The 20,582-nt window shown below is 67.7% G+C and carries 18 protein-coding genes; 15 read left to right on the top strand and 3 right to left on the bottom strand.

Annotated elements, in window-relative coordinates; translation table 11 throughout:
• Positions 1–14: 14 nt before the first annotated feature.
• Positions 15–1,286, bottom strand: coding sequence for an MFS transporter (locus WFL22_RS10700; RefSeq protein WP_336992762.1), 1,272 nt, complete (start codon positions 1,284–1,286; stop codon positions 15–17).
• A 72-nt stretch (positions 1,287–1,358) separates the two neighbouring features.
• Entirely contained in the window at positions 1,359–2,312 is a 954-nt protein-coding gene (locus tag WFL22_RS10705) for a DsbA family protein (protein ID WP_336992763.1), read from the bottom strand.
• A gap of 113 nt (positions 2,313–2,425) precedes the next feature.
• On the opposite strand from WFL22_RS10705, the gene rsmI reads away from it, so the two are divergent.
• From rsmI to WFL22_RS10745, 8 genes are all read left to right on the top strand, one after another.
• Positions 2,426–3,259, top strand: a complete 834-nt coding sequence (rsmI, locus tag WFL22_RS10710; RefSeq protein WP_336992764.1) for a 16S rRNA (cytidine(1402)-2'-O)-methyltransferase — start codon at positions 2,426–2,428, stop codon at positions 3,257–3,259.
• A gap of 119 nt (positions 3,260–3,378) precedes the next feature.
• Positions 3,379–4,365 carry an FKBP-type peptidyl-prolyl cis-trans isomerase gene (locus WFL22_RS10715; RefSeq protein ID WP_336651900.1) on the top strand — a complete coding sequence of 329 codons (987 nt, stop codon included), beginning with the start codon at positions 3,379–3,381 and terminating at the stop codon, positions 4,363–4,365.
• Positions 4,366–4,458: 93 nt separating this feature from the next.
• A complete protein-coding gene (dxr, locus tag WFL22_RS10720) occupies positions 4,459–5,550 on the top strand; it encodes a 1-deoxy-D-xylulose-5-phosphate reductoisomerase (RefSeq protein ID WP_336651899.1) in 1,092 nt (363 codons plus the stop codon).
• A 154-nt stretch (positions 5,551–5,704) separates the two neighbouring features.
• Entirely contained in the window at positions 5,705–7,192 is a 1,488-nt protein-coding gene (locus WFL22_RS10725) for a M50 family metallopeptidase (RefSeq protein ID WP_336992765.1), read from the top strand.
• A 34-nt stretch (positions 7,193–7,226) separates the two neighbouring features.
• Positions 7,227–8,606 carry a M15 family metallopeptidase gene (locus tag WFL22_RS10730; RefSeq protein ID WP_336992766.1) on the top strand — a complete coding sequence of 460 codons (1,380 nt, stop codon included), beginning with the start codon at positions 7,227–7,229 and terminating at the stop codon, positions 8,604–8,606.
• A gap of 66 nt (positions 8,607–8,672) precedes the next feature.
• On the top strand, positions 8,673–9,803 hold the full coding sequence (ispG, locus tag WFL22_RS10735) for a flavodoxin-dependent (E)-4-hydroxy-3-methylbut-2-enyl-diphosphate synthase (RefSeq protein ID WP_336652199.1): 1,131 nt from the start codon (positions 8,673–8,675) through the stop codon (positions 9,801–9,803).
• Positions 9,804–9,860: 57 nt separating this feature from the next.
• Positions 9,861–11,006 carry a TIGR00730 family Rossman fold protein gene (locus WFL22_RS10740; RefSeq protein WP_336992767.1) on the top strand — a complete coding sequence of 382 codons (1,146 nt, stop codon included), beginning with the start codon at positions 9,861–9,863 and terminating at the stop codon, positions 11,004–11,006.
• A gap of 40 nt (positions 11,007–11,046) precedes the next feature.
• Positions 11,047–12,198, top strand: coding sequence for an amidase (locus tag WFL22_RS10745; RefSeq protein ID WP_336992769.1), 1,152 nt, complete (start codon positions 11,047–11,049; stop codon positions 12,196–12,198).
• On the opposite strand, the gene WFL22_RS10750 is transcribed toward WFL22_RS10745, so the two are convergent.
• Positions 12,170–13,087 (bottom strand): LysR family transcriptional regulator, encoded by a 918-nt coding sequence (locus WFL22_RS10750; RefSeq protein ID WP_336992771.1) that lies wholly within the window; start codon positions 13,085–13,087, stop codon positions 12,170–12,172. The genes WFL22_RS10745 and WFL22_RS10750 overlap by 29 nt on opposite strands.
• A 148-nt stretch (positions 13,088–13,235) precedes the next feature.
• Here WFL22_RS10750 and WFL22_RS10755 point away from each other — a divergent pair, with 148 nt between their 5' ends.
• The 7 genes from WFL22_RS10755 to WFL22_RS10785 all read left to right on the top strand — a co-directional run bounded on the left by WFL22_RS10755 (position 13,236) and on the right by WFL22_RS10785 (position 20,554).
• A complete protein-coding gene (locus WFL22_RS10755) occupies positions 13,236–14,825 on the top strand; it encodes an amidohydrolase (protein WP_336992772.1) in 1,590 nt (529 codons plus the stop codon).
• Positions 14,826–14,893: 68 nt separating this feature from the next.
• Positions 14,894–15,859: an ABC transporter substrate-binding protein gene (locus WFL22_RS10760; RefSeq protein WP_336992773.1), complete on the top strand. Its 966-nt coding sequence runs from the start codon at positions 14,894–14,896 to the stop codon at positions 15,857–15,859.
• Positions 15,860–15,912: 53 nt separating this feature from the next.
• A complete protein-coding gene (locus tag WFL22_RS10765) occupies positions 15,913–16,878 on the top strand; it encodes an amino acid ABC transporter permease (RefSeq protein WP_336651891.1) in 966 nt (321 codons plus the stop codon).
• On the top strand, positions 16,875–17,639 hold the full coding sequence (locus WFL22_RS10770) for an amino acid ABC transporter ATP-binding protein (protein ID WP_336651890.1): 765 nt from the start codon (positions 16,875–16,877) through the stop codon (positions 17,637–17,639). The genes WFL22_RS10765 and WFL22_RS10770 overlap by 4 nt, the downstream gene beginning before the upstream one ends.
• Entirely contained in the window at positions 17,636–18,397 is a 762-nt protein-coding gene (locus WFL22_RS10775; RefSeq protein ID WP_336992774.1) for an aspartate/glutamate racemase family protein, read from the top strand. The genes WFL22_RS10770 and WFL22_RS10775 overlap by 4 nt, the downstream gene beginning before the upstream one ends.
• Positions 18,385–19,434 carry a P1 family peptidase gene (locus tag WFL22_RS10780; RefSeq protein ID WP_336992775.1) on the top strand — a complete coding sequence of 350 codons (1,050 nt, stop codon included), beginning with the start codon at positions 18,385–18,387 and terminating at the stop codon, positions 19,432–19,434. Before WFL22_RS10775 ends, WFL22_RS10780 begins: the two co-directional genes overlap by 13 nt.
• A gap of 139 nt (positions 19,435–19,573) precedes the next feature.
• Positions 19,574–20,554 carry a GGDEF domain-containing protein gene (locus WFL22_RS10785; protein WP_336651887.1) on the top strand — a complete coding sequence of 327 codons (981 nt, stop codon included), beginning with the start codon at positions 19,574–19,576 and terminating at the stop codon, positions 20,552–20,554.
• Positions 20,555–20,582 lie beyond the last annotated feature (28 nt).

The following is a 20,582-nucleotide window of genomic DNA, read 5'->3' on the forward strand; positions in this document are numbered from 1 at the left end:
CGTCCCAGCCGGCTTTAGTCGAGCTCGATCGGCCCCGTGCTGATCCCCGGTTCGCGGCCTGCCGGGGTGAGCACCCAGTTGGCCACCCCCGCAACCACCGCGAGCACCGCCGAGACGAGCGGCAGCACCATCGCCGCGCGCGTGCCCAGATCGGCCGAAACCACCCCGGTGACGGCCGCCGCGAGCGACTGGCCCACCATGAGACCCGAACCGAGCATCGTCATCACGGTCGCCGAGCGCCCCTCGGGGCTGCGCCGCGCCCCGAAACTGTAGAGCGTCACGAGCATCGGGCCGATCCCGATCCCCATTATCGCGAGGCTCAGCAGCATGCGCGGCAGATCGTCGGCGGTCTGCAGCAGCGCCGTGCCTGCGAGAATCATGAGCGCGAACACCAGCCAGCGGGCCCGCAGCGTGAAACGCGCGGGCAACAGCGCCACCCCGATCGCGAAGATCGCCGACCCGATGCCCATCACGCCGTAGACGAGACCGGCACTCTCGGCGTCGCCGCGATCCTGCATGAAGGAGGTGAGCGAGGTGAGCATCGAACCGAAGAACAGCCCCACTGTGAAGATGCCGAAGACGGTGATGAGCAGCGCCGGCCGCCACAGATGCGAAGCCGGTGCGAGGGTGGCGGCGCGCTCTTCGGCGCTCTTCGCGGGTGCGCTGGTGCGGTGCACCGCGAACGCGGTGACGAAGCAGAGGGTGAGGATCGCGGCTCCCGCGATAGGGGCCCACGCTCCGAGCGTGGTCGCGAGGGCGCCCACCGCGACCGGACCGAACACGAAGATTACTTCGTCGGCGGCCGACTCGTACGCGAGCACTGTGGAGAGCAGGCGCGGCCGCCGCTGCCTGGGCAGTTCGCTCGCAATGATCGTGACGAGGCGCGAGCGCGACATCGGTGAGATCTGAGGCACTGTGGCGCCTACCGCGAAGGAGGTGAGGAACAGCACCCAGGTGGGAGCGGGGCTGAACGCGACCCAGGCGAGCGCGCCCAGCAGCGCACTGTTGACGGCCCCCGCGATGAGCAGGGTGGGCCGCTGACCGAAGCGGTCGGCGGCTGCGCCGATGAGCGGGCCGACGCAGGCGATGCCGAGCCCCACCATTGCCGAGTTGAGGCCGCCAAGTTCGACGGAACCCCGCGCCGAGACCACCAGGGTGAGCACGCCGATCACCATCATCGCGAACGGCAGCCGCGCTACGAGAGCGATCGGATAATAGGCGACCCCGGTACGCGAAATCAGGGAGTGGGAGGGCTGCTCGGCGCTGCGCCGCTCGGTCTCATGCATAGCCGACCGAGTCTAGCAGCGCGAGCCGCGGTGCGGGCCAGGGCATACCCCGGCCCGCGCCGCGGAGGAAATTCAGCCGAGGGAGACGCCCTGCTGCGTCAGGAACGCCCGAAATGCCTCAGGGTCTTCGGGATCACCCGGGTAAGGCACGCCGTCGACCAGCACGAACGGGGTGCCCGTGACCTTCAGCCCGGCTTCCTTCGCACCCGGCACCGGGTTGGCGAACGACCAGTCGTTGAGGGCCTGCGCGAAGGGTACGAAGCGCTCCTGCTCGATGCACGAGCGGGCGTCGTTGTTCAGCCCGCCCGTCGCGCGGTCGAGCTCGGCGATGAGCGCGGCGTTGTCGTGGCCGGCAATTCCTTCCTTGGGCTGGAAGCTCTGGGCGAGCAGCGCCTGGTGCGCCTCCCACGTTGCTTCGGGCTGGGCGTCGGCGACACATTCGATGGCACCGGCCGCGCGCGAGGAGTATGCGCTGCCCGCGGAAACCCTGTCGAGGAAGGTGAGCGGGTGGATCTCCACGGCGGAGCCTCCCTGCAGCACTGCCTCTTCGAGCGTGTCGGCGTTGGCTTCTTCGAACAGCGAACAGAAGGGGCAACGGTAGTCGAGGTAGACGCGGATGTGGTGCTGCGCGCCGATGCCGGCGGCGTCGACGGGGGCCGGCACAGCGTTGCCGCTGGGAGCGTCGGAGGGGAGCAGGTCTACCGCGCCGTCTCGCTCGACGAACACAATGCCGCCCGTCGCAAGGTTCGCCGGCCACTCCACAGCCGTCGCCTCATCCGAACCGCCCGGGGCTTCCGCCGTTGACGCGGCACCGGTCGTGTCTGAGCCGCCGCGCAGCTGCACCGTGGTGTACCAGACCATGAGGCCCGTGAAGAGCAGGGCGACGAGCGCTGCGGCAATCCAGATCATGGCGCGCTTTGTCCCTCGCTCCGCGGCTGCGGTGTGCGTCGCGGCGAAGGGATTGGCGGGTGGCGTGGCGCGCTGCGGATCGGCGGGAGTCTGCGGATCGGGGGTGATTTCGCTCATGCCGACATTCTGGCAGTGCTGCCCGGAGAGTTCCCCGGGCACGGCGGAGCGCGGCCTCTCTCTGCACGGGGCCGCCGGGGCTGCGCACGCGAGGCAGGGCCTACGATGGAGGCATGATCCTGCTCGCGGCCACCCCCATCGGAAACCTGGGGGACGCCTCGCTCCGCCTGCGCGAAACCTTCGAAGCCGCCACCGTGATCGCCGCGGAGGATACGCGCCACACCGCGCAGCTGCTGCGCCTGCTCGGCATCGAGAACCGCCCCGAGCTGCTGGCCCTGCACGACCACAATGAACACGAGAAGGCTGCGGCGCTCGTCGAGCGCGCCGAAGCCGAAGACGTGGTGCTCGTGAGCGATGCCGGGATGCCCACGGTGTCCGACCCCGGCTTCCGCGTCGTGCAGCTCGCCGCCGAGCGCGGCGTCGCGGTGAGTGCGATCCCCGGCCCCAGCGCGGTCATCACCGCGCTCGCCGTCGCCGGCCTTCCCACCGACCGCTTCGCTTTCGAGGGCTTCTTGCCGCGCAAGTCGGGGGAGCGGTCTCGCGCCCTCGCGGCGCTCGCCGCCGAGCGCCGCACACTCGTGTTCTTCGAAGCCCCCACCCGTCTCGCGGCATCGCTCGCAGACCTCGCGGCCGAGTTCGGGGCCGACCGCCCGGCTGCGGTCTGCCGTGAGCTCACGAAGCTGCACGAGGAGGTGCGCCGTGGGACGCTCGCCGAACTCGCCGACTGGGCCGCGGAGGGCGTGCGCGGTGAGATCGTGGTGGTTGTGGGCGGTGCGCCCGAGGTTGTAGTGTCGGCAGACACCGCCCTCGCTGAGGTGCAACAGCGCGTCGCCGAAGGCGAGCGCCTGAAAGATGCCACCCGCTCTGTTGCGGAGGCCACCGGTCTCTCGGCGCGCGAACTCTACGCCGCGGCACTCGACGCGCGATCCGCTGCTGCTCCCAGCTGACGGAGATACGAATAGGGAATACTGAAGCGGTTGCCAGTTATCCGTCACATGTCAGGAAGTCAGCTACCGTGAAAATCTCCTCCGTTCTCCTGCCCGCGGCCCTTGCCGGGGCTCTGCTCTTGACAGGCTGCACGGGAGGAGGAACCGGTAAGGACGCCTCGGGCGAGGCCTGCGTGCCGGCCGGTGACGCCAGCAAGAGCATCGCGGTGAAGGGCACCGTCGGCACCGATCTCGAGATCACCTCGAAGACGCCGGTGAAGGCGAAGGAGATGGAGCGCTCGGTGCTCGAGCAGGGCAAGGGCGATGTCATCAAGAGCGGTCAGAGCATCGCGGTGTCGATGGCGATGTTCAACGGCGCAGACGGCACCAGCCTGCAGCAGTTCCCTGAGAGCGAAGTGCCGTTCGTCAAGGATCAGCTCATGCCTTGGGCGTACGAGGGCATTCGTTGCGCAACCTCCGGCGAGCAGGTCGCCCTCGTGGCACCCTACGCCGACATCTTCGGTGAGCAGAAGGCCGAGGAAAGCGGTGTCGAGGGTCTCACCGAGAAGGACTCCATCGTGGTCGTCATGAAGTTCGGCAAGATCACCGAGGGGTCTGACGCCGCCGGTGCCGCAGGCGAACCCGGCACGCTCGACGCCGACAAGCTGCTGAAGAAGGCCGAGGGCAAGGCTCAGAAGGCTCCTGAAGGCTTCCCGACGGTGAAGCTCGCCGACAATGGCGAACCCACCATCACCATCCCCGAGGGCGTCGAAGCGCCCACCAAGCTCGAGATCGCGACCCTCATCGAGGGCGACGGCGAGAAGGTCGAGCCGGGCGACCGCGTCTACGTCAACTATCGCGGTGTGATCTGGCGCACCGGCGAAGAGTTCGACTCGAGCTGGACCCGTGGTGAGCCCGCCAACTTCACCACCGACGGCGTGATCGGCGGCTTCTCCAAGGCGCTCGTGGGTCAGAAGGTCGGCTCGCAGATCATCTCCGTGGTGCCCGCGGAAGACGGCGGCTACGGTGCCGACGGCCTCACCCAGCGCGGCTTCGAGGCCGACGATGTGATGGTCTTCGTGCTCGACATCCTCGGCACGGTGCACGCCGACGCCGAGAGTAAGTAACGCACCTGCCGAAGCCCGCCCCGCGACACAGCTGCGGGGCGGGCTTCGTCGTGCCCGCAGCGCGGTAGGGGACGGGCTGACAGAATGGACAGTATGAGGCGCATCGTCATTCTCGGGTCAACGGGTTCTATCGGCGAGCAGGCGCTCGACGTGGTGCGCAAGAATCCGTCGAAGTTTCAGGTCGTCGGGCTTGTCGCCGGCAGCCAGGCGGATCGGGTGCGCGAGCAGGCCGACGAATTCAATGTGGAGCACACCGCACTCGGTGCGGTCGACGCCGCGAAGCTGATCCGCGAGGTACCCGCCGATGTGGTGCTCAACGGGATCACGGGATCCATCGGTCTCGGCCCGACGATCGCGGCGCTCGAAGCCGGTCGCACCCTCGCGCTCGCCAACAAGGAGTCGCTGATCGTGGGCGGAGACCTCGTCACAGGCCTCGCGAAGCCCGGACAGATCGTGCCCGTCGACTCCGAGCACTCCGCCATCGCGCAGGCACTGCGCTCAGGCAGCGCAGACGAGGTGCGACGCCTCGTGCTGACCGCGTCGGGCGGCCCCTTCCGTGGGCGCAGCCGGGAGTCGCTGCGAGATGTCACCCCGGCACAGGCCCTCGCCCACCCCACCTGGAACATGGGTCGCGTGGTGACCACGAACTCGGCCACGCTCGTCAACAAGGGGCTCGAAGTGATCGAGGCCCACCTGCTGTTCGGTGTCTCCTACAGCGATATCGACGTCGTAGTGCACCCGCAGTCGATTGTGCACTCGATGGTGGAGTTCATCGATGGCTCCACTATTGCGCAGGCTTCGCCGCCGGATATGCGGCTGCCGATCGCGCTTGGCCTGAGCTGGCCGAACCGGGTGGCGCACGCCGTGCCGCCGCTCGACTGGACCACCGCGAGCTCATGGGACTTCGAACCGCTCGACTCGCAGGCATTCCCGGCCGTCGATCTGGCGAAGGAGGTGGGGCGCGCGCGGCTCACCTACCCCGCCGTCTACAACGCCGCCAATGAAGAAGCTGTCGAAGCGTTCCATGACGGCCGCATCGGCTTCCTCGACATCGTCGACACCGTGCGCGATGTGCTCGAAGCCCACAGCGCCCCGGACACGCTCACGCTCGAAGCCCTCGCCGAGGCCGAGCGCTGGGCTCGCGAGCGCGCCCAGCAGCTCATCGCCGCCCGCGCTGCGCGCTGATCCGCCGCCGCCGCTGATCCGCTGCCCGCGCTTCGCTACCCAATCGAGGCCAAATGTGGTCGCGTGTCGCGCCGCGTCACGGCACAGAGTGACCCCGATTTCGACCTCCGAGCCCTCCCCGCATCTCCACAGCGCAGCACAGTAGCCTGAGCGGGTGATTGAGGTGCTGCTCTACGTGTTGGGGATCCTGATCGTGCTCGTCGGGCTCGCGGTCTCGATCGGCCTGCACGAACTCGGGCATCTGCTGCCCGCGAAGCTGTTCGGCGTGAAGGTGACGCAGTACATGGTCGGCTTCGGCAAGACCCTGTGGTCGCGCAAGCGCGGCGAGACCGAGTACGGCATCAAGGCGATCCCGCTCGGCGGTTACGTTGCGATGATCGGCATGTATCCGCCGCAGAAGCCGGGGGAGGCGCCGCGCGAGTCGACCACGGGCTTCCTCAACACCGTGGTCGAAGAGCGGCCCGCGCTGGGTCATCGCTCGGCCGGTGACGTCGTCGCCGAGGTGGAGCGGATCGGTGATCCTGAAGCGACCGCGCCCCATGCCGCCCCGCAGAGCGTCATCGACCCGGGCGCGGGCGAGGTGCGCGGTGGCATCGCCGGCATGGTCGATGACGCTCGCATCGCGAGCGCCGAAACGATCCAGGCTGGCGAGGAGCACCGCACCTTTTACGGGCTGCCGGTGTGGAAGAAGATCGTGATCATGCTCGGCGGCCCGCTCATGAACTTGGTGCTCGCCTTCGTGTTCTTCGCCATTGTGCTCGTGGGCTTCGGCGTGCCGCAGAGCAGCACCACGCTCGGCAGTGTGAGCGAGTGCCTGCAGCCGGCCGGCAGCACCCAGACCGCCTGCGCCGCAGGCGACCCTGCCGCGCCCGCGGCGGCAGCGGGCATGTTGCCGGGTGACACCATCCTTGCCGTGAACGGAGAGAAGATCACGAGCTGGGAGCAGTTCCGCGGCATCGTGTCGGCTGCGCCGGGGCAGTCGCTGCGCGTGCTCATCGAGCGCGACGGCTCTGAGCAGACCCTCACGATGACCCCGGAGGCGAACACGCGTGCGGTGGTCGACGCGGCGGGCAAACCCGTCACCGATGCTGCTGGCGACCCCGTCACCGAGACCGTCGGCATGATCGGGGCGGTCGCCGCGACCGAGACCGTGCCCCAGCCGATCACCGAAGTGCCCGCGTTCGTGGGGCAGAACGTCGAGCAGGTGGCCGGTGTGATTCTGCGCCTGCCGCAGCGCATGGTCGACACCTGGAACGCGGCGTTCGGTGCAGAGGAGCGCGACCCCTCAGGCCCGATGAGCGTTGTGGGCGTCGGCCGGTTGGCCGGCGAGATCGTGAGTCTTGACGAGGCACCGGTTGCGGCGCGCGCTCAGAGCGTGATCGGGCTGCTCGGCTCGCTCAATGTGGCGCTGTTCGTCTTCAATCTGGTGCCGCTGATGCCGCTCGATGGTGGGCACATCGCGGGCGCCCTCTACGAGGGGGCGAAGCGGGGCATCGCCAGGATCCGCCGCAAACCCGATCCCGGCCCTGTCGACACCGCCCGCATGGTGCCCGTGACGTTTGCCGTGGTGGTGGTGCTGGGTGCGATGTCACTGCTGCTCGTGTACGCCGACATTGTGAAACCGGTGTCGCTCCTCGGCTGATCTCGGAGCGGGGTGCCCGCCTAGACTTGGCGTCGTGAACGAGCACTTCTCCGAGCAACAGGCGCCTGAGCCGCGGGTATCCGAACCGCAGGCGCCCGCGCAGCCCGCCGAAGCTGCCCGCAGGCGCCGCGTGATTGTTTGGGGTGCGGCCGCTCTTGCGGCGGTTCTGGCGGGAGCCCTGGTGTGTGTCGCGGTGAGCTCAGCTGAGGAGCGGAATGCCCGCGACGCCTACCGTGCCGCTGTGGCGCGGTGGCAGGCCATCGGTGGTGACGCTGCGCCAGGTTCGCTGTCGTCTGAACTGCAAGGGCTCGACGGTGAGATCGCGGCCGCTCGGGAATTGGCGGCGGTGCTGCCCGAGGCTCTGGTGGGGGTCGACGCGAGAACTGCGCTCGAAGGTGCAGCAACAGCGGCTCAGCAGACGGCGGCGCAGCACGGCGGGGCGGGCGACACACGGGGGCCGGCATCCGTTGCGGAACCCGAGGATGCTGCAAAGCTGCGTACCGCGACCCAGCGGATCGAGGCCGCGATCGCCGCACGCGAAGGGGCAGGGCAGAGCGATGACGCTGCGCTTGCGGCTGTCACCGAGCAGCGCCGCGCGGTTGTGGCCGCTGTGGATACTGCGCGTGGCGCACTTGTGACTGTTGTGGCGGATCAGGCGGCGGGGTTGACGGGAGCATCGGCCGAGGCCCGTCAGGCGCTTGCCGCGGCGGGCGAATCGCTCGCTGCGGCGCCTGTGGCGGAGGCGGCCGCGTCGGCGACGGCGCTCACCGCCGCCCTTGACGCTGCGCGAGCCGAGCACGAGGCCGCCGCCGGGCCGGCCGCCGCGGCGAACATCGACGATCCGGCTTCGATCGCCGTAGTGGTGAACAAGCAGCGGCCCCTGCAGCCGATCTCGTGGGAGCCCGGTGATCTGCGCATGCCGGCGGGCATCCCCAACCCCAATGGCCAGCCGCTGCGAGCAGAGGCCGCCACCGCGCTCGAAGCGATGTACGCCGAGGCTGCGGCGGCGGGCGTGCCCTTCATCATCACCAGCGGGTATCGCGGCTACGGCCTGCAGTCGTCGCTGTTCGAGAGTTACACGGCGCGCGACGGGCTCGCTGCTGTCGAGACGTATTCGGCGCGCCCGGGGCACTCGGAGCACCAGACGGGGCTGGCCGCCGACCTCGACGACGGCTCGGGGTGCTCGCTCGACAGCTGCTTCGGTGACACCGCGGCGGGTCGCTGGCTGCGTGAGAACGCTCACCGCTTCGGGTTCATTCTGCGCTATGACGCCGGCCAGCAGCCTGTGGTCGGTTTCATCTACGAACCGTGGCACTTCCGCTACGTCGGCGCGCAGGTGGCCGGCGATATGCGGGCGCGCGGGATCGCGAACCTCGAAGACTACTTCGGCCTGCCCGCCGCTCCGACTTACTGAGGCGTCATCGGGCGGCGTTCAGCGGTCGGCGCTAGACTCGTGTGCGTGGCAGCAGTGAATCTAGGAATGCCGAAGATCCCCGAGGTCCTCGCCCCCCGGCGCAAGACCCGCCAGATCAAAGTCGGTTCGGTGATGGTGGGCGGCGACGCCCCTGTGTCGGTGCAGTCGATGACCACGACCCCCACCACGGACATCAACGCGACGCTGCAGCAGATCGCCGAGCTCACGGCCTCGGGCTGTGACATCGTGCGCGTCGCGTGCCCCTCGCGCGACGATGCCGAGGTGCTGCCGATCATCGCGAAGAAGAGCCAGATCCCGGTGATCGCCGATATCCACTTCCAGCCGAACTACGTGTTCGCCGCAATCGATGCCGGCTGCGCTGCGGTGCGCGTCAATCCGGGCAACATCCGCAAGTTCGACGATCAGGTGGGTGAGATCGCGCGACGCGCGAAGGCCGCCGGTGTCTCGATCCGCATCGGTGTGAACGCGGGATCGCTCGATCCGCGCCTGCTGCAGAAGTACGGCAAGGCCACGCCTGAGGCGCTTGTTGAGAGCGCCGTCTGGGAGGCGTCGCTGTTCGAAGAGCACGACTTCCACGACTTCAAGATCTCGGTGAAGCACAATGACCCGATCGTGATGGTGAAGGCGTATCGTCAGCTCGCCGAGCGGGGCGATTGGCCGCTGCACCTCGGTGTGACCGAGGCCGGCCCCGCGTTCCAGGGCACGATCAAGAGCGCCACGGCGTTTGGCATCCTGCTTTCGGAGGGCATCGGCGACACGATCCGCGTCTCGCTTTCGGCACCCCCGGTCGAAGAGGTGAAGGTGGGACTGCAGATTCTGCAGTCGCTCAATCTGCGCGAGCGCAAGCTTGAGATTGTTTCGTGCCCGTCGTGTGGTCGCGCACAGGTTGACGTGTACACGCTGGCCGAGCAGGTGACGCAGGGGCTCGAGGGCATGAGCGTGCCGTTGCGCGTTGCCGTGATGGGCTGCGTGGTAAACGGCCCAGGCGAGGCGCGCGAGGCTGATCTGGGTGTTGCGAGCGGCAACGGCAAGGGCCAGATCTTCGTGAAGGGCGAGGTTATCAAGACCGTGCCCGAGAGTGAGATCGTCGCAACGCTCATTGAAGAGGCGAACCGTATCGCTGACGAGATGGGCCATACGGCGGGAACGGGCAAGCCCGAGGTCGTCACGATCTGAGCAGGGGCTCTCACCGCGGCCGTGCGTGTCGCACCCTTGGCCTCGTAGACTCGAAGCATGGACGACGGGGGAGTGATCGCGGGCCGCGATGATCTGCGGGAGCGGATCGCCGCTCTGCTCGATGAGGCCGGTGTGCGCGGGCAGCGCAAGCTGGTTTCGCAGCTCGTCGAGACGAGTCTGGGGCTGGGACAGGATGGTGCGAGCCGCGCCAATTTGAAGCTTTCGGCGGCGGCGCTCACCGAGATGCGCCGAGCCTTCGATATTTTCGCGGCGCACGAGGGTACGCCGAAGGTCACGATCTTCGGTTCGGCGCGCATTCGGGCCGGTGACCCGCTCTGGGAGCAGGCCGAAGCTGTTGCCAAGGGTCTTGCCGAGCGTGGCTGGATGCTGGTGACGGGGGCTGGCCCCGGTATCATGGAGGCCGCGGTTCGGGGTGCCGGCCCGGAGCATTCTCTGGGCGTGTCAATCAGGCTGCCGTTCGAGGAGAAGCCGAACGACATGGTGAACCAGGACGGCAATCGTGTGGCGATGAAGTATTTCTTCACGCGCAAGCTCATGCTTGTGAAAGAGTCGAGCGGGTTCGTTTGCCTGCCGGGCGGCTTCGGCACGCTCGACGAAACCTTCGAACTGCTCACCCTGCAGCAGACGGGGAAGGCGGTGCCGACTCCGATTGTGCTGCTCGATCGGCCCGGTGGCACGTTCTGGCGAGGCTTCGAAACCTTTGTGCGTGAGCAGCTCGCCGACTATGGGATGGTGGCGCCCGGCGATCTTGATCGGGTGCTGATCACTGATTCGGTCGATGCTGCAGTGGCCGAGATTGCCGGGTTCTGGAGCAACTACGATTCGCTGCGGTGGGTTCCGGATCGCGGGGTGACTGCCGAGCTCGCTCCTGGGGCGCAGCCCGAGCCGGGCGCACCTGCCGCCCCGGCGCTCACCCTGCCAGTGCAGTACGACCGTTTGGTGCTGCGGTTGAGGCGTGCGCCGAGCGAGCGGCAACTCGCCGAGCTGAGCGATCGCTTTGCCTGGCTGCTCGCGCGGGGACGTATCGAGTGTGCGCAGCCCTCGCCGGAGGAGCTCGCCGACAGAGACCGTATCGATCTGCCGCGTATCACGCTGGTGCCGCAGCGGCGCGCGATCGGCGAGCTGCACCAGCTCATCAGGGCCGTGAATGCGCTCGCGGAAGAGGAGACGCTGCCGGGGTGATGATCGCCCTGCGCCCCGCCCACCCGCTACTGTGGTGCGGGTGAGCGGAACGGATGCGCCTGCGGGCATCGTGATCACCGAGCTGTCGGGTGTTGAAACCGGTAACGGTGTGCTGAGCGGGCTGCGTCTCGCGGTGAAAGACAATATCGACGTCGAGGGTGCGCCCACGACGGGCGGATCCCGCATCTGCGGTCACGAAGCGGCCCTGGCGACCGCGCCCACTGTGGCGGCGCTTGCGAGCGCTGGCGCGAGGCCCGTCGCCAAGGTGAACCTGCACGAGTTTGCCTACGGGGTGAGCAGCGACAACCCCTGGCACGGCAGGGTGCCCAACCCGCGGTACCCCGAGCACGTGCCGGGTGGTTCCTCCGGCGGCAGTGCAGCGGCGGTCGCTGCCGGGCTTGCGGAGTTGGCGCTCGGCACCGACACGGCGGGCTCGATCCGCATTCCTGCTGCGTGCACGGGAACCGTGGGGCTGCGTCCGCGCAACGGGGTGCTCAACCTTGCCGGCGTGCAGCCGTTGTGCCCTTCATTCGACACCGTGGGGCCGATGGCGGCGAGTGTCTCGCTTGTCGCCGAGGCCTGGCGGGTGCTCGCCGACGGCGCGCCGGGCGGTCGGGCGCCCGGGCTGGTGGAGGGAAAAGCTGCGGGTGCCGAGCGGGTGGGCGTTTGCGGTGATCCCGACCCTGCCGCGCTGCGCCTGCTGGGCGAGCTCGGTGTGGAGCTCGTGCCCGTGACCCTGCCGCTCGCTGAAATTGAAGAGGCGTTCTGGCCGGCGTTTCGCGCCGAGATCGCGCGCGAGCATCAGGTGAGCTATCCGCGTTTGGCCGAGGAATACGATCCGAATGTGGCCGCGAAGCTGGCGGGCACGCAGGGGGTCTCCGTTGAACGGTACCGTGCAAGCCGCGATCGGCTTGCGGCCCTGCGCCAGCGGCTGCTCGATGATTGGGATCGGCTCGGAGTCACCGCCGTGGTGAGCCCGGTGCTGGGGATGCCGCTGCCCCGCGTCGGTGAACGCGAAGAGGACTATCGTGATCTGCTTGGGCTCTACGCGGTGCCGGCTTCGGCGCTTGATCTGGCCGCGCTCGCGATCGGCGATCTGCAGATCACCGCGCACAGCGAAAGCGAGGTGCTCGCACTGGGAGTTGCGCTCGAAGGGGCCGGGCTCACGCCGGTGCCACCGCGTCTCGGCTGATCGCCTCACGGAGTCGGCGCACGAGACGCTGCGCGGGCTGTTGCGGCGCGCGCCGCGAGACGAGCGCCCACACGCGCCGCGACAGTGCGAGCTCGGGCACGTCGAGTACGCGCACGCCGGAGGGAAGCTCACCAAGCGCCACCTCGGGCATGAATGACGCGGCGTAGCCACTGCCGATGAGTTTCAGTGCGACCGTGAAGTCATCACAGCGTGCGACGACTCTGGGGCGCAGTTCGCGGGCCGAGAATGCGCTCTCGATCTCGGCGATATCGCTGGAACCGGGGTGGTGCAGGGTCCACGGTCGGCCCACCAGTTGGGCGGCGCTCACGGGGCCGTGCCCGTGCAGATCCCAGCTTTCGGGAACCACGACGCGGTAGCGGTCTTCGCCGAGGTATTCGGGGTGCACGGAGTCGGGCCACGATAGCCCGCTGTCACCGACCTGGTAGACGAGCGACACGTCGACCTCTTCGCCATTGCGGAGGGCTTGGATGGCGGGGGAGGGATCGCGCACCGTGAGACGCACCCCCAGCAGCGGCTCGTCGCCGAGCTGCTCGGCCAGAAATTCTGGAAAGAGGCGGTGCGCGAGGCTGGCGTAGATGCTGAGGCGCAGTTCTGCGCGAGTATCGAGCCCGGCACCGGCCGCGGCCTCGAGCAGTGTGTCGAGGTCGGCGAGAACCGTGATGGCGTGCTGCGCCATGACCTCGGCGGCCTGGGTGGGGCGCGCGCTGCGCGCCGTGCGTTCGAAGAGGCGGATCCCGGAGTCGTGCTCCAGTGCGGCCATTTGCTGCGAGACCGCAGACGGCGTGTAGCCGAGGCGGTTGGCGGCTCCCGCGAAGGAGCCCAGGCGCACGACCTCGAGCAGCGTGCGCAGGTGGATCGGATTGAGCATGAGGGCCTCCGCTCGTGAGAAGCATCAGTTCTGCTGATGCTCAGCGTAGCCGATTCGCGCAGACGTGAAGTGGAATACCGAGAGTGTTTTGCCCTAGCCTGAGCCTTGAGCAGGCTTCGAAGGCGATGCGAGAGGGTAAGTGATACTAATGGTTTCCACACTGTTCCAACATGGGATGATCCGCTCGCTTGAGTCAGAGAACACCGTGTACGAGGCCATGCTCGTCACCGACGGGCGCATCGTCGCCCTCGGAACTGAAGCCGAACTGCGCCAGCTCGCCCCCGCAGACACCGAGATCGTCGCACTCGACGGCGGCGTAGTGTTGCCCGGCTTCCACGACGCGCACTTCCACATCGGGAACCTCGCTCGTGAGCTCGAAGCGCCCGATCTGCGCGGCGCCGCCTCTCTCGACGAAACGCTCACCCGGCTGCGCAACTGGGCAGACACCCACCCCGGCGAAGGATGGGTGCTCGGCGGCCGCTGGGATCGCAATCTCTGGCCCGCCGGTCAGATGCCCACCCGCCAGGCCCTCGATACACTCTTCAGCGAGCGCCCGGTGTCCCTCCCCAGCGTCGACGGCCACGCCGTCTGGGCGAACACCGCGGGTCTGCGAGCCGCGGGCATCGATGCCGCAACCCCAGACCCCGTCGGCGGTCGCATCGAGCGCGAGGCCGACAGCAACGAACCGAGCGGCCTCCTGCTCGAAGCCGCGGGCGACCACATCCGCGACTGTTCGGAGGCCGCGCTTGTCGCCGAGCTGCACGAGCTCCTCGAACGCGCCCAGCAGACCCTCCTCGCCTGCGGCATCACGCAGATCACTAACTTCGAAGGTGAAGACGTGCGCGCAGGCCTCGAACGTCTGCGCTCCGACGGGCGCCTCGCGATCCGCGTCCACATCGGCGTCGCGATGAGCGACCTCGACCTTGCCATCACCGAGGGCAGGCGCACCGGCCGCGGTGACGACTGGCTCACCGATGGCCCAGTGAAGCTCTTCTCAGATGGCGCGCTCGGATCGCACACCGCGCACCTGCACGACGACTTCACGGGCGAGCCGGGCAACCACGGCATTGAGGTGATTCCCTTCGACGAACTCTGCGAGCTCGTGGAACGGGCCGTCAGCAACGGCATCGCCGTCGCCACCCACGCCATCGGCGACCGCGCCAACACCCTCGTGCTCGATGCTTACGAACGCCACCGCGACCTCACCGCTGCAGCCGGCCTCACCAACCGCATCGAGCACGCACAGCATCTGCGCTGGGACGATGTGCCACGATTCGCCGCACTCGGGGTTGTCGCCTCGCAGCAGCCCATCCACTGCACAAGCGACTTCCCGCTGAGCATCGAACTGCTCGGCGACCGCGACATCGCCCACTACCCCTGGCGCTCGCTGCTCGACTCGGGGGCGCTCGTCGCCTTCGGATCCGACGCCCCCGTCGAACCCGCGAATCCGCTCTACGGAGTGCACGCCGCTGTCACCCGCGAAACCCGCGAGGGGCAGCCCCCCGGCGGCCGCGAGCCCGAGCAGCGGCTCACCCTGCTCGAAGCGCTGCGGGCCTTCACCGAGGGCGGCGCAAGAGCCGCGGGCCTCGCCCACAATGTCGGCAGACTCGCCCCAGGCTTCCTCGCAGACTTCATCGTGCTCGACCGCGACATCTTCACCGTCGAACCGCACGAGATTCCCGCGATCACGGTGCGCACCACCGTCGTCGGCGGCCGCATCGTCCACTGCGCAGCCTGACGCTGCACAGCAGGATCCACTCCGCGCACACCGAGGTGCGCATCCACCACCCACGAATGGAGAACCAGATGAAGAACAGCACGCGAGCACTGCAGCTCTCGGGAGCGATCGTCGCGGGGGTCGCCCTGCTCGGACTGACGGCCTGCGGCGGGCAGTCTCTCAGCGATACGGGTTCCGGGGCGAAGGCCTCGGGTGAGGTCGAGTTCATGGCCGTGCCCGACGAGGAGAAGGCCAAAGACATCATCGAGGGCATCGAGCCCTCTGAGAAGGCTGCGGCGCTGCTGCCCGAGCAGTTCAAGAACGACGGCCTGCGCTGGGTCACCTCCGTCGGCTACCCGCCCATGGAGGAGTGGGCTTCTGACGGTGAGGGCATCATCGGCGTCGATCCCGCTCTTGGCCACGCCATCTCCCGCACGCTCGGCGTCTCGATGACCATCGAAGACCAGGAGTTCAACTCGATGATCCCCGGTCTCATCTCGAAGCGCTACGACGTGCTCGCGAGCTCCATGACCGACAACGCCGAGCGCCGCGAGACCACCACCTTCATCAACTACGTGAGCGCCGGCAACGCCTTCCTCGTCGCCACCGGCAACCCCGAGTCGATCAAGGTTCCCGCCGATCTCTGCGGCAAGATCGTCGCCGTCGTCGACTCCGGCTCCTCCGCCGGTCTCGCCGAGGAGTACTCGGCCGAGTGCGAAGCCGCTGGCAAGGCCCCCTACGAGATCCTCGCCTTCGACGGCGACTCGCCCGCCAACCTCGCGGTGCAGAGCGGCCGCGCCGTCGCCACGATCACCGACTACCCCGTCGCAGCTGCCCGCGCGGCCGACCCCGAGAACAAGATGGACGCCATCGCGATCGAGGGCGGCGAGAGCCTGTGGGGCCTCGGTGTCGACAAGTCGAACCAGGAGCTGGCGGAGGCGATCCAGGCCGCGCTGCAGGAGCTCATCGACAACGGCACCTACCTCGAGATCCTCGAGGCCTGGAGCGTCGAGGGCATGGCCATCGACGAGGCCACCATCAACGCCGGCGCCTGAGCCGCACCGCGGGCATCGCACACGAGAACGCAGGAACCGAGAGGAGGACCGCGATGAGCGGCACTCGAACAGAACCCTTCCGAGGGCCAGGAGGCGCGACGATCGAGATCGCACCCAGGCTGCACGTCAGCCGATGGGTGGTGGGAGCCATCGCGGTCGCCGCCGTGCTCTGGGCCGTGTCGATCGTGGTGTTCAACGAGAACATCAGGTGGAATCGGGTCTGGGAGTACCTCTTCTCCCCGAGAATTCTCGAGGGCGTCGTGGTCACCATCTGGGTGAGCATCGCGGCCACGATTCTCGGCCTCGTGCTCGGTGTGGTGCTCGCGGTGATGAAGCTGTCGAAGAACCCGGTGCTGCGGTGGATCGCAGAGGGGTACATCTGGTTCTTCCGCGGCACCCCGGTGCTCGTGCAGCTCATCTTCTGGTTCAACCTGGCATTCCTGCTGCCCTACATCACGCTGCAGGTACCGTTCACTCAGATCGGCGTGCGCTGGGACACGAACCAGCTCATCAGCGGCTCCGTGGCGGCGCTGCTCGGTCTCGGGCTCAACCTCGCCGCCTACTTCGCTGAGACGGTACGCGCCGGCATTCAAGCGGTCGACCGCGGTCAGCGCGAGGCGGCGCTTGCGGGCGGTATGACTCAGGGCCAGACCATGCGTCTGATCGTGCTGCCGCAGGCGCTGCGCATCATCATCCCGCCCACGGGCAACGAGTTCATCTCGATGCTGAAGACGACCTCACTCATCGTGGTTGTTGCGGGCAATGACCTGATGACCAATGCGAGCCGCATTTACAAGCAGAACAACCTCATCATCGAGCTGCTCATTGTGGCGAGCCTCTGGTACATGCTCATGACGGCGATCGCCACCTATCTGCAGTCGCTGCTCGAAAAGCGCTTCGGCGAAGACCGGGTGCGCCTGGTGCGCGGCCCGGGCTTCAGCCAGCAGCTGATCCGTGCTGCGACGGGAGCGATCACCCTGCCCAAGAGCAAGAAGGCTGAGAAGGAGGCGGCGCGATGAGCGAACTGTTGGTGGACGCGCGCGGAGTGCGCAAGTCTTTCGGACCAAACGAGGTGCTGCGGGGAGTCGACTTCACCGTGCGTGCGGGTGAGGTGAGCTGCATCATCGGCCCCTCTGGCTCGGGCAAATCGACGTTCCTCCGCACGATCAACGCGCTTGAGACCATCGACGCCGGCAGCCTGGTGGTGCAGGGCGAGCAGGTGGGCTATGAGTTGCGCGGTGGGAAGTATCACGAGTGGTCTGACGCGCAGCTTGCGAAGTTCAGGTCGCGGATCGGCATGGTCTTTCAACGCTTCAACCTGTACGGCCACTACGACGCGATCGAAAACGTCGCGGCGAGCCTGATCCACGTGAAGCGCATGTCGAAGGCAGAAGCGCACGCCCGCGCCGAACAGGAGCTCGCTGGTGTGGGGCTCGCGGATCACATGCGTAAGAAGCCGCACCAGCTTTCGGGCGGGCAGCAGCAGCGCGTCGCTATTGCGCGGGCGTTGGCGATGGACCCGGAATTGATTCTCTTCGATGAGCCGACGAGCGCCCTTGACCCCGAGCTTGTCGATGAGGTGCTGGAGACAATGCGTCAGCTCGCGGATGGCGGTATGACGATGATCGTGGTGACGCACGAGATCGGCTTCGCGCGGGAGGTGGGTGACACGCTCAGCTTCTTCGATGAGGGCAAGGTGCTTGAGCATGGCACCCCGGAGAGCGTGCTTTCCGGCAGCGACTCGCAGCGGATCCGGGGCTTCCTGGATCGGGTCCGGTGAGCGCGATCCGCGGGGGCGACCGCGCGGTGATCGGGGTGCTGGGCGGGATGGGGCCGGCGGCGACCGCCGACTTCTACGCGAAGATCGTGCAGGCCACACCCGCGCAGCGCGACCAGGATCACCCCCGCACGCTGATCTGGTCGGATCCTTCGATTCCTGATCGCACCGGGGCCCTTCTTGCGAGCGGGCCTCACCCCGGCCCGCAGCTTGCGGCTGGTGCGCGGATGCTGGAGCGCTCCGGAGCCGATGTCATCGCGGTGCCGTGCAACACCGCCCACGCCTTTCTCCCGGAGATCAGGGCAGCGGTGGGTATTCCGGTGCTCGACATGGTGCTCGAGACGCGGAATCGGGTGTGGGAGATGTTGGAGCCCGGGGGACGGGCTGGGTTGCTCGCCACCGATGGCACGATCCGGGCACGGCTGTACGAGGAAGCTTTCGCTCAGCGTGATGAACCGCTGCTCGTGCCCGATGCTGCTCAGCAGGCTCGGGTGATGGAGGCGATCCGCCAGGTGAAGGGCGACCCTGTCAGCGCTGCCGCGGCGCAAACGCTGTGCGCAGCGGTTGCCGAGCTTGCCGAGCGTGGCGCTGGCGTGGTGATTGCGGGGTGCACTGAGATTCCGGTCGCGCTCGCCGCTGCGGAGGGTCTTGCGGTCCCTGTAGTCGACTCGACCGAGGTGCTGGCGCAGGCGGCAGTGCAGTGGGCTCTGACCCACTCGAGCAGCAAACAAAATGAGGAGATCGAACGATGGAGCGCATAACGGCGCAGGAGAGGCCTCGGCTGGATGAGCTGGGGATCGGGTCGGGCAAATATGCCCGAGGCCCGATCAATGCGATCACCGACGTGGCAGGCGTGCGGGTGGGGCATGCGACGATCTCGGACGAGCGTTACAACACGGGCGTCACCGCGATTGTGCCGGAGCAGCTCACCCCCGAGCGGCGTTCGCTGCCGGCCGCGCTGGCGGTGGGCAATGGCTACGGCAAGATCGTGGGTGCGACGCAGCTGCAGGAGCTCGGCGCGATTGAGACTCCGATCCTACTGACGAGCACGCTGTCGGCGTTCCGGGTCGCCGATGCACTGGTGGCACAGCTGCTCACGCAGCCGGGTCACGAGCAGACGACCACGATCAATCCTGTTGTCGGCGAAACGAACGACGGCGCGCTTTCGGCGATCCGCGACCGCCCTGTGGGGCCTGAGCAGGTTGCCGAGGCACTCGCTTCGGCTTCTAGTGGCCCCGTCGCCGAGGGGTGTGTGGGCGCAGGCACGGGCACCACCGCGCTCGGCTACAAGGGTGGCATCGGCACTGCGTCGCGTCTCGCCGCGATCGGCGAGACTCCGTACACGGTCGGTGCGATCGTGCAGAGCAATTTCACTGGCATGCTGCGGATCGCGGGAGTACCGATGCCAGCGGCCGAGATGTTGCCCGAGCCCTCGGCCGAGACGATCGGCAATTCTTGCATGATCGTTGTTGCAACCGACGCGCCGCTTGAGTCTCGCCAGCTTGCACGCGTCGCGCGTCGCGCGGTCTACGCGATGCGCGGAGTGGGTGCCGACTTTGATCAGGGCAGCGGTGACTACGCGATCGCGTTCTCGACTGCGGAGCCGGTCGCGCCGCCGCGCGACGAAGATCTCTCGCCCCTGTTTCACGCCACTATGCTCGCGGTTGAGGAGGCACTGATCAATTCGGTGTTGCGCGCTACGACGCGCCGCGGGCCGGAGGGGCGGATCGGGCACGAGATCCCCATCGATGAGGTGCGCCGCCGCTTGGCCGCAGCCGGGGCAGCGGAGCTCGAGTAGTCAGCGTCGTCGACTCGCCGAATCGGAAGATTCCCTGTTCCCAGCCAGATCCCAGGCCTTTCATAGCCCAGCGATAAGCGTCTTTTGCACCGTAGGATAGAGATGCTACACAGGTGTGTGGAAGATAGGGGAATCGCAGATGAGCAGCGGGGCGGGTGTACTGGCGAACGTCCGCGAGCGTGCCACGATGTACTCCGTCGCAACCGCGACGCTGTGCGGAGTCTTCGCTGTGCTGCTGCTGGCTGACATGCTGCTGGATGGCGGCCCCCGACTCGGCGTGCCCCTCACGATCGTGGTGATGGTCCTCTCCGTGATTGGCGCGATCGGCTTTCTGCTGCTGGGCGACCGTTTCGGCCTGTGGCCGGCAGCCGTGATCGTCGCCGCTAACGGCGTGCTGATGGTGCTCGACTTCACGGTGCTGCGCTCACCAGACAACACTGTCGGTTCCGTCATTCAGATGCCGGTGCTTGCGCTCTACCTCGGCATTTTTCTGAAGCCGCTCGCGGCGAGAATCATCGAAGCCGTTGTGCTCGTGGCGGTGCTCTCCGCAGCGGTGATCGGTCATGTCGGAGCCGACGTCTTCTACGGCGGGCGCAACCTGCTCAAGATCCTCATCTTCGTGTGGCTCTGCCTGGAAGCCGGCATCTACGCCCAGAAGCGCTTCAAGCTTGAGACGCACCGCGACGGCCTCACCGGTCTGCTGAACCGGCAGGGGCTCATCGATCGCGCTTACGTCGAGCGAGCGCGCGCCACCCGCTTTGAGCACCCCGTGAGCGTGGCGATGATCGACCTCGATCGTTTCAAGCAGGTCAATGACACGAAGGGGCACAGCGCCGGCGACCATGTGCTGCGCGATCTCGCGATGCAGTGGAAGTCGCAGTTGCGCGAGAGCGACATCATCGCCCGGCTCGGCGGTGACGAGTTCGTGGTGGTGCTGCCAGAAACCGATGAGACCACCGGGCGCAAGGTCATGGAGCGACTCAACAAGCAGAGCACCCACCCCTGGTCATGGGGTTTGGTCGAGTGGCGGCCCGAGGAGAAGCTGGGGCTGGTGATCGCGAGAGCCGACCGCGAGATGTACCGCGACAAGGCCACCCGCCGGGAACCTGCGGAGCGCTAAACGCGGGTGGTGCGGGCCGAAGCTGCAG

Origin of the sequence: Leucobacter sp. VD1, assembly GCF_037150695.1 — a bacterium.
In the GTDB taxonomy this organism is placed as follows: Bacteria; Actinomycetota; Actinomycetes; order Actinomycetales; family Microbacteriaceae; genus Leucobacter.

Excerpts from the sequence above, each read along its gene's own strand:
- WFL22_RS10700 (WP_336992762.1), bottom strand. The coding sequence starts at position 1,286 with ATGCATGAGACCGAGCGGCGCAGCGCCGAGCAGCCCTCCCACTCCCTG.
- WFL22_RS10705 (WP_336992763.1), bottom strand. The coding sequence starts at position 2,312 with ATGAGCGAAATCACCCCCGATCCGCAGACTCCCGCCGATCCGCAGCGC.
- rsmI (WP_336992764.1), top strand. The coding sequence starts at position 2,426 with ATGATCCTGCTCGCGGCCACCCCCATCGGAAACCTGGGGGACGCCTCG.
- dxr (WP_336651899.1), top strand. The coding sequence starts at position 4,459 with ATGAGGCGCATCGTCATTCTCGGGTCAACGGGTTCTATCGGCGAGCAG.
- ispG (WP_336652199.1), top strand. The coding sequence starts at position 8,673 with ATGCCGAAGATCCCCGAGGTCCTCGCCCCCCGGCGCAAGACCCGCCAG.
- WFL22_RS10740 (WP_336992767.1), top strand. The coding sequence starts at position 9,861 with ATGGACGACGGGGGAGTGATCGCGGGCCGCGATGATCTGCGGGAGCGG.
- WFL22_RS10750 (WP_336992771.1), bottom strand. The coding sequence starts at position 13,087 with ATGCTCAATCCGATCCACCTGCGCACGCTGCTCGAGGTCGTGCGCCTG.
- WFL22_RS10755 (WP_336992772.1), top strand. The coding sequence starts at position 13,236 with ATGGTTTCCACACTGTTCCAACATGGGATGATCCGCTCGCTTGAGTCA.
- WFL22_RS10760 (WP_336992773.1), top strand. The coding sequence starts at position 14,894 with ATGAAGAACAGCACGCGAGCACTGCAGCTCTCGGGAGCGATCGTCGCG.
- WFL22_RS10765 (WP_336651891.1), top strand. The coding sequence starts at position 15,913 with ATGAGCGGCACTCGAACAGAACCCTTCCGAGGGCCAGGAGGCGCGACG.
- WFL22_RS10770 (WP_336651890.1), top strand. The coding sequence starts at position 16,875 with ATGAGCGAACTGTTGGTGGACGCGCGCGGAGTGCGCAAGTCTTTCGGA.
- WFL22_RS10780 (WP_336992775.1), top strand. The coding sequence starts at position 18,385 with ATGGAGCGCATAACGGCGCAGGAGAGGCCTCGGCTGGATGAGCTGGGG.
- WFL22_RS10785 (WP_336651887.1), top strand. The coding sequence starts at position 19,574 with ATGAGCAGCGGGGCGGGTGTACTGGCGAACGTCCGCGAGCGTGCCACG.